9 protein-coding genes are annotated in these 12590 nt (G+C 60.7%); 2 read left to right on the top strand and 7 right to left on the bottom strand.

The features are described from left to right. Positions 1 to 170: 170 nt before the first annotated feature. The 6 genes from ACIPZ5_RS04880 to ACIPZ5_RS04855 form a co-directional block, all read right to left on the bottom strand. On the bottom strand, positions 171 to 464 hold the full coding sequence (locus ACIPZ5_RS04880; RefSeq protein WP_400807030.1) for a hypothetical protein: 294 nt from the start codon (positions 462 to 464) through the stop codon (positions 171 to 173). 487 nt (positions 465 to 951) lie between these two features. Next, positions 952 to 1428: a hypothetical protein gene (locus tag ACIPZ5_RS04875; RefSeq protein ID WP_400807028.1), complete on the bottom strand. Its 477-nt coding sequence runs from the start codon at positions 1426 to 1428 to the stop codon at positions 952 to 954. Between the two features lie 222 nt (positions 1429 to 1650). Next, positions 1651 to 2133, bottom strand: coding sequence for a hypothetical protein (locus tag ACIPZ5_RS04870; RefSeq protein WP_400807025.1), 483 nt, complete (start codon positions 2131 to 2133; stop codon positions 1651 to 1653). Between the two features lie 124 nt (positions 2134 to 2257). Next, positions 2258 to 4045 carry a monovalent cation:proton antiporter-2 (CPA2) family protein gene (locus ACIPZ5_RS04865; protein WP_343594433.1) on the bottom strand — a complete coding sequence of 596 codons (1788 nt, stop codon included), beginning with the start codon at positions 4043 to 4045 and terminating at the stop codon, positions 2258 to 2260. A gap of 231 nt (positions 4046 to 4276) precedes the next feature. Continuing rightward, positions 4277 to 4912, bottom strand: a complete 636-nt coding sequence (locus tag ACIPZ5_RS04860) for a hypothetical protein (RefSeq protein WP_400807023.1) — start codon at positions 4910 to 4912, stop codon at positions 4277 to 4279. A 127-nt stretch (positions 4913 to 5039) separates the two neighbouring features. Then, a complete protein-coding gene (locus ACIPZ5_RS04855) occupies positions 5040 to 6023 on the bottom strand; it encodes a GlxA family transcriptional regulator (protein ID WP_343594431.1) in 984 nt (327 codons plus the stop codon). A gap of 180 nt (positions 6024 to 6203) precedes the next feature. On the opposite strand from ACIPZ5_RS04855, the gene ACIPZ5_RS04850 reads away from it, so the two are divergent. Continuing rightward, positions 6204 to 6566, top strand: coding sequence for an AraC family transcriptional regulator (locus ACIPZ5_RS04850; protein ID WP_343594430.1), 363 nt, complete (start codon positions 6204 to 6206; stop codon positions 6564 to 6566). A gap of 85 nt (positions 6567 to 6651) precedes the next feature. Further along, the gene (gene ycaC / locus ACIPZ5_RS04845) at positions 6652 to 7275 is read left to right on the top strand and encodes an isochorismate family cysteine hydrolase YcaC (protein WP_400807020.1); all 624 of its coding nucleotides are present in this window, start codon (positions 6652 to 6654) and stop codon (positions 7273 to 7275) included. 130 nt (positions 7276 to 7405) lie between these two features. Here the strand turns inward: ycaC and ACIPZ5_RS04840 are convergent, their stop codons facing one another. Continuing rightward, positions 7406 to 12454, bottom strand: a complete 5049-nt coding sequence (locus ACIPZ5_RS04840; protein ID WP_400807017.1) for an AAA family ATPase — start codon at positions 12452 to 12454, stop codon at positions 7406 to 7408. Between the last annotated feature and the right edge of the window lie 136 nt (positions 12455 to 12590).

Genomic DNA, 12590 nt, shown 5'->3' with positions numbered 1-12590 from the left:
TTAGTTGGATGCAAAAAGGCCGGCTCCCTCTGTAGGGAGCTGGCCTTTCTTGTTTGCTGCGCTGGCCCTTTCGCGGGTAAACCCGCTCCCACATGTACTGCACAGTTTCAGCGCCTGTGGTGATCCTTTTGGGAGCGGGTTCACCCGCGAAGAGGCCAGCAAGGACAACATCAATTCATGGGCTGCGACTCAATCCCATCCAGCAATGCCTCAACCAACCCTTCTGCCATTTCGACTGCATTCAGGTTGCTCCAGAACAGGCTCTTGCCGGTTTCATCCAGGTGTTCCAGGGCTTTGTAGCCACAGTCGTAGGCGCCGCGCAGGTACTGGCCGACATGAACCAGGGCGTCGTGGGCAGAGACGCCCGGGTTTACTGTGAATAAAGGTGGATGGCCGGCATCGCAGCGGCTGAAAGCGCGTTGTGTGGTGCTGGGGAGGGGGGGATTGGGGACGATTCTTTTCACGGCAATTCCTTCTCTCGGGTTGAACTGCAACCACCCGTTTCCACGCAGAAGGCGGCAGTTGTGCGCGGGGTGGAAAACCGGTGAGAAGGCAAGCCGGTAGGCCAAAAGGCCTCACGCGCACAACTGCCATAACGGCAGCCCTTCATCACATCCGGGTTTCCACACCCGATCGCTGAACCGACAGCGACCCGGTCAGCCTAGAGAGCAGGCTTTCCCCGGACAATCAGACGGGCTTCGACACGGGACGTAGGATAATTCGTCAGGGTCAGCATTAACGTAGGAAATGGTTCGCTAGGAAGTAGGGCCTTGCTGAGAGACGGACGATTTTTTGATGGTTTTTGGCATCCGCGTAATGGTAGAGAGGTGACCGTCGGGAGGTTGCAGAATGGCCTCCAGGTGCCTGGCGATAGATTTCTGGCGCCTATGAGATCGAGCGCCGCGCGGGCGGCGCTCGATCGAATCAAACAACCGCTCCAACTCCCGCACTTCAGTACGGTTCTACCGTCAGCGTACGCATAACGATATTGCCTTGTGGCGCTGACTCCTCTTTCTTTAGAACTTTAGCATTTAATTTGTAAGGGCCGCTGCTGTCAACAGCAATGGAATCACCCACATTGTACGTATCATAAACATAATCTATTTCAGGGATGCCTTCGTGCGGAAGCGAATTGCCTGCGCTGTCTACGATTTTATACTTATAGATGAGGGTTCTATACAGCCCCGCTGGGGGGGCAGCCTCGTCCTCTTCGACCTCCAGTCTGAAGGTTAGATAATCCAAGCCATTTGGCGGGGTGTGGAGCAGGGTTTTCCGCAGGACTTTCAATGGTACATTCGAGCCACTTTCGCTCGTAGGAATGAGGTCGCCTTCCTTATATTTCTCAAATAGATGTTTTGGGTCTTTTACGGGGGTCGCATGATAAGTGGCAACAGATACTTCGTACGCTCTGCTAGGGAATTCGCTCATTTCTGTCTCCTGCAAAATTTGAGATTCGAAAATTTCCACGCCTGCCTTCACGGTCTGTAGCTGGCATTTTCATCATTTGTAGAAAGGAGAGGTACATTATTATTGACGTACGCCTTAAGAATGCAGTTTAAGCCGCAACTCGAATCAAGCAGCCGCTCCAACTCCACCCTCGCCACCGTGGTCACACGCAGCACTTAGGCGGCAGCGGCTATAGACACAGCTTTAGCTAAGGTCTGCTACAGTCAGCGTGCGCATGGTATTCCCGCTGCCTGGTGGTCTTAACTCATCTTTTTTTAGGATTTCAAGGCTTAATATTTCAGAGCCTTCACCCTTAACAAAAATGCGGTCGCCAACGGTAAGTTGACCAAAAATATAATCAATCTCAGGAATGCTTTCGTGCGGGATAATAGTGCCAGAGCTGGTTTCAATACTATAATTGTAGGCGGTTGACCACGTCAGCCCTTCTTCTTTATGAACCTCGTGCTTTTCAATGTGCAATCTGAAAGTGGTTGTATCAGCTGGTCCTGACCATTTATAAGTCAGGCTTTTCCCTGTTACTTTCAGCGGTACTAATGTGCCGCTTTCGCTTGTCGGGATGATGTCGCCTTTTTGATACTTTTCGAATAGCTGCCTCGGGTTTCTGACGGGGACCACGTCACCGTTGCCAATCCTTATGTCGAAGATTTTTTTGGGATATGTACTCATTTCTATCTCCTGCGAACCTTGGACTTGCAGGTAATGTATAAGTCATGGCCTTGATGAGCTACAACTGGCAAATTTATCAGTTGCAAAAAATTAATTTTGTATAAGCTACGTCTGGCTCTGTAATTTAATCCGCATCTGATTCAAACAACCGCTCCAACTCCGCCCGGGCCTCCTTGGCCGTCTGCATTACCTTGGCCCGGTCATCACGCACCTGCCCTTGGGCTACCAGCACCTCTTCGTCATGCTGGGTAAACCGCGCAATCCGGTCCGCCGCCTGCGCCTCGCTCAACCCCAACCCCACCAATGCCCGGCGGGTCATCTCCAGGCTGGAGTAGAACGTCTCGCGGATCGGTTCGGCGCCCACATCCGCCAGCTTGTGCACATGCTGGCGGTTACGCGCCCGGGCCAGCACTTTCAGGTGCGGGTACTGGCGTTTCACCCGTTCAGCGGTATGGATCGCGGCTTCAGGGTCATCGATGGTGATGATGAAGTACTCCGCCTCACCCACTTTGGCCGCATGCAGCACCTCGGGGCGCAGCGGGTCGCCGTAGAACACCGGCACCTGTTCGAACATGCGCGTCATTTCGATGGTGTCCACCGAGGTTTCCAGGGCAATGAACGGAATCTTCTGCGCCCGCAGGATGCGCGCGACGATCTGGCCCATGCGGCCCATGCCGACGATCACCACCCGCGGCGTGCCGGCGTCGATGGTCTTGTACTGCTCGGGCACTTCTCGCACCGGTTGCGGGCGCTTGAGTGCGCGGGCGCAGCCGAGCATCAGCAGCGGGGTAATGGCCATCGACAGGGTGATGGTCATCAGCAGCAGGTCATAGGTCTGAGTGTCGAACAGCCCCTGGTCCTTGCCCAGCTTGAACACCACGAAGGCGAACTCACCGCCGGCCGCGAGCACCATGCCCAGGCGCAGCGCACTGGCGCTGTTCAGGCCTCCGGCCAGGCGGCCGACGCCGATCAGCAACACCAGCTTCACCGCCACCAGCAGCAGGGTCAGGCCCAGCAGCACCAGTGGCATTTGCAACAGCAGGCTCAGGTTGGCGCCCATGCCGACGCTGATGAAGAACAGCCCCAGCAGCAGGCCCTTGAACGGTTCGATCTGCGACTCAAGCTCGTGGCGGTACTCCGAGTCGGCCAGCAGCAGGCCGGCAAGGAAAGCACCCAGGGCCATGGAAATGCCGGCTTCCTCCATCAGCCAGGCGGTACCGATCACCACCAGCAGCGCGGTGGCAGTAGACACTTCCGGCAGGCCGGTGCGGGCCACGGTGCGGAACACCGGGCGCAGCAGGTAGCGGCCACCGATGATGACCACGGCGATGCTGGCGAACACCTTCAGGCCGTGTTGCAGGCTGTCGCCGTGGCTGGTGTCCGGGCCGCTGGCGGCCAGCAGTGGGACCAGGGCGATCAGCGGAATTGCGGCGATGTCCTGAAACAACAGAATGGCGAACGCCAGGCGGCCATGGGGCGCGTTGAGCTGCTTGCTTTCGGCCAGGCTCTGCAGGCCGAGGGCGGTGGACGACAGCGCCAGGCCGAGGCCGAGCACGATGGCCGCCGGCAATGACTGGCCGAAGCCGAACAGGGCGATGGCACCGATCACCGCGCCGGTCAGCAAAACCTGGGCGGTGCCGACGCCGAACACGGACTTGCGCATCAGCCACAAGCGCTTGGGCGACAGCTCCAGGCCAATGATGAACAGCAGCAGGACGACGCCCAGCTCGGAAATGTGCGCCACGCTTTCGGTGTCGCGGATCAGGCCCAGCGCCTGCGGGCCAATGATTACGCCGGCAAGCAGGTAGCCGAGCACGGCCCCCAGTTGCAGGCGCTTGGCCAGGGGGACGGCGAGGACAGCGGCGAGCAGGAAGATCACCGCGGTTTGCAGAAGGCTGCCTTCGTGTGGCATGGGCTCTTACTCCATGAGCTGCGAGAGGCAGCATTTGAACAATGGAGAAGAATTCTGAGGAAAATAAACGCTTGCAACAACATGGCTGACAGGAAAAGACCGTCTTGCTGGCTGAGACAATGCGAGGCTTTTTGCGATGTTTTCCTTGGTTGTTGACGATCAGGGGCGCGATCGCCCCTGAATGCGCCAAGGAACAATAAAATGGAAGTGCAATTCGTGGTGATGCTTGAGTCAGTATTCTACAAATGCCCACCTATCCGGCTCACTAGAATTCTTGGCTAGCCCGTAAGGATTGTTCGGGATGGAGGATTTGTTAGGGGAAAAGATGGCTAAGCCATCCCTGAATTGGAAATCTGTAATGTCAGGAAAACGGAAAATGTCCCGCATTGAGAGGTTTCTTGGTGCGCCTGTTTCTAGGGCGGGAGTCAGGACGCCGTCTTTGAATTCCCACAGTTTACCATGGTAATACCGAGAGTTACTTAAGTTGTCGTAGCAAACCACTTGGTTTTCGGCAGCGTCGAGATAATCTATGTCAATGGGGTCCGAAGTTGCTTGGTCTATGGTAGAGTCGGCAGGGATTTTGATAGTTGATAATTCGATATTTGGCCCGATAAAACCAACTATCCTATCATATTCCTTAGGCTCTTCGGTTGCCAGTTGATAGTCTGCGTCTTCCTCTATGTTAAAGTAGAATAAGTGATATGTTTGGTTATTTCCGTTCCCAGATGATACTTCTTCTCTTGTCCAGTAGCCGTAATTTCTCAGGTTTTCAGTTTCACCTACCATCATACATAATCCGTGCCGGGCGATTAAGTATTTTCCTGAGTTGAGGTGTTTGAGGCAGTATTTATCGCTTCTGCTTGTCATGGCTGTACTCCCTGTTTGTCGAATGTGAATCCTCCAAGGCGTGCCTTAGTGTTGTTTGGAGTTCAATCTTCGGCAACTGGCAAATTTACTAGTTTTTCCGAAGAGATCGTGAGAGTACGCTTACCCATTAACTTTCAATGTCCCCGCCAAACTGCGCCCGATACTGCGCCGGTGTCATGCCGATCCGCTCGCAGAACACTTTCCTCATATGCCGGTCACTGCCAAACCCGCAGCGGGCCGCGACCACCTTCAACGGCAGGTCGCCGCATTCGAGCAGTTTGCGCGCCTGGTCGATCCGCGCATTCTGCAGGTACTGCAACGGCGTGATGCCGACCTCGCGCTGAAAGGTCCGAGCAAAGTTGCGCCCGCTCATGGCCACCAGGTCGGCCATCTTCTGCACGGTGAACGCCTGGTCTATATGGTCGACGATATACGCCTGCACCCGGGCAATCGGCGAGCCATCCCGCGGCACCGCCGCCAGCAGTGGCCCATAAGGTGTCTGCCCGCCCTGGCGGTGGCGCGCCACCAGCAGCACCTTGGCGACTTCCAGGGCCAGGGCCTTGCCGTGGTCCTCGGCGATGACGGCCAGCGCCAGGTCGATGCCCGCCGTGATGCCGCCGGATGTGATCAGGTCGCGGTCCATCACATAGATCTGCTCGGTCTCGACCTTGGCTTCGGGAAACGCCTGTGCCAGGCGCTCTACGTAGTTCCAGTGGGTGGTGCAGCGATAGCCGCTCAGCAACCCGGCGCGCCCCAGCAGAAACACCCCGGTGCAGATTGCGCCGAAGCGTCTGGCGCCGCGCACGGCCTCAGGTAGCCAGCGTTCCACTTGCGGCAGGGCGACGTCATAGGCCCCTGGCCCGCCTGGCACCAGCAGCAGGTCGACACTGTCCGGCAGTTCCACCAGGCTCAGGTCGGCAACCACCCGCAGGCCGCACGAGCCGCGAATCGGGCTTTGGTCTTCGGCCACCGTGAGCAGCCGGTAGTGTTTATCTTCAGGCAAGAAGCGGTTGGCAATGGCAAAGGCGTCCATTGGCCCGGTCACATCCAGCAATAGCACATCGTTGAACAGCACCATGGCTACGGTGCGTCGTGCGTGATTTTCCTGCATACCTCTATCGCCTTTGATACCGACCGCCAGCAGCGGCCTGAAGCTGAATACGAAACGCATCTTAAGGTATCGGCAAAAGGGGCAGGGCCAGCAGTGCACGTTTAAGAACAATTCAGGTCTGGCTCAGGACTTTGTCATGTGCCGGCGGCGAGACTTGCTGCATTGAACAGGAGAGTCGCCATGCACCCCGGGACGCCCCAAGAGCCACTGCCAACCCCTGGCGCGCTGACGCCGGCACGGTTGCGCCAGGCCAAGGAACTGATGCTGCGCAGCTCGCTGTCGATCATCGAGATCGCCAGCGTGTGCAACCTCACCCGCAGCCATTTCTCCCGCGCCTTCAAGGTCAACACTGGCCTCTCGCCCCAGGCCTGGCGCCTGCTGGCGCGCATGGAAAAGGCCAAGCGCCTACTCGCCACCGAGGCCCCGATCACCCACGTCAGCCTGGAATGCGGCTTCTGCGACCAGGCCCATTTCACCCGTGCCTTCAGCCGCCTGGTCGGCCAGCCGCCCAAGGCCTGGCGCCAGGCGCAAGCGCATCCTTAAGCCGGCGCTATCCGCCGGTATAACCCCTCGGGATAAGCCCTTGATTGAGCCCCGGCCCGTTTTCCCAACCCAAGGAGTCACCCCCATGAGCCAACCCGATTACAAGCGCCTCAACAAAGACGACGCCGTGGTGCTGCTGGTCGACCACCAGACCGGCCTGATCTCGCTGGTGCAGGACTTCTCGCCCAACGAGTTCAAGAACAACGTTCTGGCCCTGGGCGACCTGGCAAAGTTCTTCGGCCTGCCGACCATTCTCACCACCAGCTTCGAGCAAGGCCCCAACGGTCCACTGGTGCCAGAGCTGAAAGAGATGTTCCCTGACGCGCCGTACATTGCCCGCCCAGGCCAGATCAACGCCTGGGACAACGAAGACTTCGTCAAGGCGATCAAGGCCACCGGCCGCAAGCAGCTGATCATCGCTGGCGTGGTGACCGATGTGTGCGTGGCGTTCCCGACCCTGTCGGCGCTGGCTGAAGGCTTTGAAGTGTTCGTGGTGACCGATGCTTCGGGCACCTTCAACGAGACCGTGCAGCAGGCGGCCTGGGTGCGCATGACCCAGGCGGGTGCGCAGATGATGAACTGGTTCTCGGTGGCCTGCGAGCTGCACCGTGACTGGCGCAACGACATCGAAGGGTTGGGCAACCTGCTCTCGCTGCGGATTCCCAACTATCGCAACCTGATGAACAGCTATGCGGCGCTGACCCGTTGATGTAAGCCCGTACTGGCCTCTTCGCGGGCAAGTCGGGGCGCCGAACCGCCGCTCCCACAGCTACATCACTGGCTTCATGCCAGTGTTATCCCTGTGGGAGCGGGTTTACCCGCGAAGAGGCCAGTACAGGCTAAGCATTGCTCAAAGGCAACGTGAAGCGAATCCGGCAACCGCCGAACTCCGATACCTGAGCCTGCAACTGCCCGCCATGGGCTTGCGCCACCGAACTGCAGATCGCCAGCCCCATCCCCAGCCCAGCGTCCTTGGTGGTATGGAACGCGTCAAACACCCGTTCCCGCTCATCCGCCGCAATACCGGGCCCGTTGTCGTCCACGCAGATCTCGACCACATTCCCGGCAACTACAGACGCAATCCGCAACACCCCATCACTGCGATACCCCGACAGCGCCTCCAGCGCATTGGTGATCAGGTTGAATACCAGTTGCTGCAACTGCACCGGATCGGCCATCACGCTTACCCCTGCCTGCAACCGCGTCTGCACGTCGATCAGGTACTTGGCAGCATCGGCCGAGGTCAGGCGCAGCACCTCGCGAATCAGCTCGTCGACCTTGACCGGCTTGAGCTGCATCGGCGACTGCTTGGCCAGCGAGCGGAGTGCGCGGACGATGTTGGCGGCACGTTCGCTGTCATTGCGGATATCTTCAAGGCCAGCAATCGCCTCTTCCAGGTTGGGCTCCGCGCGCTTGAGCCAGCGCAGGCTGGCCGCGGCGTTGGAGGCGATGCCCAGCAGTGGCTGGCTGATCTCGTGGGCGATGGACGCCGACAACTCGTTCATCACCTGCAGGTGCGCGCTGCGTGCAAGTTCGGCACGTGATCGGCGCAGCTCCGCTTCCATCTGGGCACGGGCCTGGTTGTCTTCTGCCAGGCGTGTATAGAACTTGGCCGTCTGCAGCGATACCGCCGCCTGCGAGGCGAGGATCTCCAGCATGGCCAGGCGCTGGCTGCCGAACAGGTTCGGGACCAGGCGGTTTTCCAGATACACCAGGCCGATCAGCACGCCCTGAATCACCAGCGGCAGGCACAGCACCGAACGTGCATTCCTGGCGTGCAGTTCCTGGCGGAAGGCCTCGGGGCAATCGCTCAGGGCATCATTGAGCACCAGTGGTTTCTTGGTGCGCATGGTGGCGTTGATGATCGACAGCGGCGCCTGGGTCAGGAACCTCTGGCAGTTGTCCATGCTCACGTGCAGCCCGGCATCGTCGATGTAGGCGAGGGCCGCCATCTGAAACTCGGCGCCACTGACGATCAGCAGCGCGCCGTGGTCAGCGCCGGAATGCTGGGTGAGGTGACCCATCAGCGTCTCGATCAAGCCTTCGAGCAGCACTTCCTCGGACAACGCCCGGGCGGCCTCGATGCCGGCCTCCAGGTCCAGCCTGGCCTGCTGGGTGGAGCGGGAGGTCTCCTGGACGGGTTGCGTGCGCAAGAACGGGTGCAGGGCCTCCAGCTGGTGCACCTTGCCGGTCGCCCCCCATATATGAAAGCAGTCGCGGGCAATGCGCAGGTGCAGGTTGGCACCGGAAATCAGGCCGCTGGGGATGCACACCTCGGCCAGTTGTTCGTGGGCCAGGGCCTGCTCGTGGATGAAGCCGGCGGCGGTGGCGGCGATCTGCGCCTGGTCGAAGCAACGAATGGCCGCCAGGCCGTCGCCTTCGAGCTTGGCGATCACACCTTCGATCAGCAGCAGCTTGTTGCGGAAAGTCACCGGGTTGAAGCCGGCCCAGTGGCCGAAGCGCTCGCGCAGGGCCTGTAGTTCGGCCAGCTTGTCGGCAAGGCTGCCGGGGGCTTCCGGGCTGCCGAGAGCAAGGCCACGGAACAGGTGATAATCCGCCAGGTTGATGTGCGCAGGTGCCGACCAGGCGCTGTCGCCGGCGGCGCCAAGGCTGAGCATGGCTTGCGGGATATTGCCCAGGTAGAAGGCTGACATGCCGCTGAACAGGTGCTGGAAGAACAACGTGGTGGGTGAGTTCACCCGTGTGGACGGGGCCGTGCAGGGTGCACCGCTCAGGCTGGCGACAAACCCCTGTTGGGCGTGCAGGATCTGTTCGATATCGCTGTAGCCATAACCGCGTACGGTAGCCAGGCCCTGCGCCACTTCCTCGGCAACTTCCGGCAGATAGCGGCCCATGAACAGCGAGTCGGAAACCAGGTGGTTGCAGGCATAGCAGGTCATGGCCAGGTCACCGCTCAAACGCTTCGAGTCGACCGCCTCCAGCGCCGTGCGACGGGCGAATTCCATGGGCGAGGTCCATGCGCTGACCTGGTCCAGGGCCAGCAGGGCGCTGGTGAGGTCGGCCTCGAAGCCGTGCCGTTCGATCAGCTTGAGCGCGGCCAGGCAGCAGGCGTGGCCGTCATGGTAGCTACCGAAGCGTTCAGCGATCATTACCCCGTACCAGGCCAGGCCGTAGGTGCTGCCCGGGGCGACACCGTGCAGCAGCGACAGCTCCATGAGCTTGGCCAGGTGCAGAAAGCCGATATCGTCCTGCACGAAAAACGACGACGACAGGGTGGCCAGCAGGGCAATGGCAACTGTCACTTCCTCCGAGTCGGTGCGTGGCAGCGACGCCAGGCAATGTCGGCCCTTCTGTTCAATCAGGGCGTGGACATGGGCATGGCTGGCTTCTACCCGCTGCGGGTCGTCACCCCGGGCCAGGCTGATGCCCAGCAGTTCAAGGCCAGCGACGGCGCTGGTGATGGCGGCCTGGTAATCGCAGCGCAAGGTATGCAGGCGTGCCTGGAGCCGGTATACCTGTGCCCGCTCCAGCGTCGAGCGCGCGCGCTGGAGGCACTCCATGAGGCGGCCCTCGGCGTCGGCCATGCGCGCCAGTTGCATGTCGCATTCCGCCGCCATGCAGGCGATGGCAAAGGCATGTGTGGCGTGGCTTTGCAGCGTTGCGTCGTGGCGCAGCAGCTGTTCGCACGTTTGCAGGTAGGCCGCGCATTGATCATGGGAGCCGCTTTCACGGGCGCGCAGCGCCGCATCGCGTAAAAGCTGCAGGAAGACATCACTGTCATTCGCTGCAAACCCGCGTGGGCTGGCGCGTTGCAGTTGATTGGCGACCTCGAATACGAGCGCTTGCAAGTCGTTGGGCCAAGCCTGAAGCATGGCCTGAGCAATGCTTGCATGCAGCCGGGCGCGATCACGCACAGGCGTGAGTTGGTAGGCTGCCTCCATCACCCGGTCATGGGCGAAGCCCAGGCCCTTATGCCCCGGTAGCAGGAAACCCGCGTCAATCATGGCCTTCAACGGCTCGCCCGGCTGCGGCGCAAGCAGGTGATGAAGCAGGCGTTCATCGCAGCGGCTGCCCGCCGCGCTGGCGATTCGCAGCACATCGCGTTGGGGTTCCGGCAGGCGTGCCAGGCGGTGGATCATCAAATCGGCGACATTATCGGAGTACCGATGCCGGGCCACGGCTTTCAAGCACCACGACCAGCGCATGGCTTGGGTATCGAAGGTGAACAGGCGGTCCTCGACCATGGCCCTGAGGATCTGGTTGATGAAGAACGGGTTACCCGCGGTCTTGTCGAGGACCCGTTCGGCAACTGGCAATGCCTCGTCAGGGCTGACGTGGTAGCGCTCGCCGATCAGTTCGGCGACTGCGCCCACGGTCAGTGGGCGCAGGTTAAGTGTGACCTTGCGTAAATGCTCAGGCACGGCAAGTCGCGTGCCGGCGGATTGCGCATCATTGCGCCGGGCGAAGATCAGCAACAGGTTGCCGGGTGCCTGGGCAAGCAACTGTGCCAATAGCTGCCGGGACGCGTCGTCGGCCCACTGCAGGTCGTCGAAACACAGCACCAGCGGGTGGCCGGGGTGGCTGAACACTTGCAGGAATTCGACGATGGCCCGCTGTTCTTTCTGCAGCGCCAGGCGTGTGGGCTTTTCCGGCAGGTCGGGCAGGGGGCCGAGGATCAGGTGCAGGTCCGCTGCCAGTTTGCCGAGCAGCCGACCGTGGCCTTTGATGCGCTGCAGGATCTTGCGGCGCAGGGTGTCCAGGTCCTGGCTGTTCTTGGCCAGCAGCTGGGTGGTCAGCGAACCGAGGATTTCGACCCACGGTGCATAGGGCACTGCCTGTTCCAGGCTGTTGCACTTGCCGACAGCCCAGAAGCCTTCGGCATGGGTTTTGAGCGCGGTCTCGACCAGGCTGGACTTGCCCATGCCTGCAGCGCCGTTGATGAACAGCACCTGGGGCTTGCTGTCGCGACGCATGGCTTTGAGCATCAGGCCGATGAGCTTCAGTTCTGCACTGCGGCCATACAGGCGCTCGCGGCTGGGCGAAACCGGGTCGGCGCAGCCGGGCTCGAAGGGTGCGATGGTCTTGCTGGTGGCCCATTGCCGTTGGCAGTGGGCGAGGTCCACGGCCAGGGCGCGGGCACTCTGGTAGCGGGCGTCGGGTTCCTTGGCCAGCGCCTTGGCCAGGATCCGGCTCAGCGGCTGTGGTACCTGGCTGTCGACCTCACAGGCCGTGCGTGGTTGAACGCCGGCATGCAGCTGGCGCCAGTGCTGGGTATCGCGCCCGGCCAGCGGGAGTTCGCCCAGCAGCAGTTGGTAGAGGATCGCGCCCAAGGCATAGATATCGCTGCGCCGGTCGCTGCTGCTGCCGTGGGGGCAGATCTGCTCCGGCGCCAGATAGGCCCAGTTGCCGAGCGCGCTGCCCTGAGCACTGACCAGCTCTGGCGTGTCGGCCCGAAAACAGCCCAGCCGCACCCGGTGGTTCGGCTGCAGGCACACATGTTGCGGTTGCAGCGCACCGTGCAGCACATTGTGTTCGTGGGCCAGGGCCAGGGCGTTGGCGGCGTTTACCGCGATGTCGAGAAATGGCCCCACGTCGATCGGGCCGTGGCTGATCAAGTCGGCTATGGAGCGGCCGGCCGGGTACACCAGCAACGGCCCCTCGGCGGAGCGGACGAAGGCCGTAGGGATCACTGCCCACTGTGGGTCCAGCTGCAGGCGGTAGTCACGTTCCAGGCGCTGGCAGGCCGCAGGTGCCTCGACCGGTGCGCGCACGGCGATCCAGGCCTGGCAGGAGGCAGGGTCATGCAGGCGGAAGTAGCTGAGTTCGCCTTCCTGGCCCAGCTGCATGATGTCGCAACGATTCAGCCAGTCTTCGTCGATCGACTGGTCAAAATCGATGGGCCTTTGGGCGAGGCGTTCATCGAGCATCTAGCTCCCCCTGCTAACAACATCCAGACGCCCGAGTATACGCAGCGGGCCCAGTACGGATGCGGCTTGCAGCGGGCTTGGCAGGAACGGGCACGCTGTTGTCCGTTATCAATCCCTGGGGGCCGGTGGGCGCTTG

It is taken from the genome of Pseudomonas sp. NPDC089428 (genome assembly GCF_044749325.1).
In the GTDB taxonomy this organism is placed as follows: Bacteria; Pseudomonadota; Gammaproteobacteria; order Pseudomonadales; family Pseudomonadaceae; genus Aquipseudomonas.
The sequence above is the reverse complement of the archived record's forward strand: the minus strand, read 5'-3'. Positions and strand labels throughout refer to the sequence as shown.

Excerpts from the sequence above, each read along its gene's own strand:
- ycaC (WP_400807020.1), top strand. The coding sequence starts at position 6,652 with ATGAGCCAACCCGATTACAAGCGCCTCAACAAAGACGACGCCGTGGTG.
- ACIPZ5_RS04865 (WP_343594433.1), bottom strand. The coding sequence starts at position 4,045 with ATGCCACACGAAGGCAGCCTTCTGCAAACCGCGGTGATCTTCCTGCTC.
- ACIPZ5_RS04870 (WP_400807025.1), bottom strand. The coding sequence starts at position 2,133 with ATGAGTACATATCCCAAAAAAATCTTCGACATAAGGATTGGCAACGGT.
- ACIPZ5_RS04850 (WP_343594430.1), top strand. The coding sequence starts at position 6,204 with ATGCACCCCGGGACGCCCCAAGAGCCACTGCCAACCCCTGGCGCGCTG.
- ACIPZ5_RS04855 (WP_343594431.1), bottom strand. The coding sequence starts at position 6,023 with ATGCAGGAAAATCACGCACGACGCACCGTAGCCATGGTGCTGTTCAAC.
- ACIPZ5_RS04875 (WP_400807028.1), bottom strand. The coding sequence starts at position 1,428 with ATGAGCGAATTCCCTAGCAGAGCGTACGAAGTATCTGTTGCCACTTAT.
- ACIPZ5_RS04840 (WP_400807017.1), bottom strand. The coding sequence starts at position 12,454 with ATGCTCGATGAACGCCTCGCCCAAAGGCCCATCGATTTTGACCAGTCG.
- ACIPZ5_RS04860 (WP_400807023.1), bottom strand. The coding sequence starts at position 4,912 with ATGACAAGCAGAAGCGATAAATACTGCCTCAAACACCTCAACTCAGGA.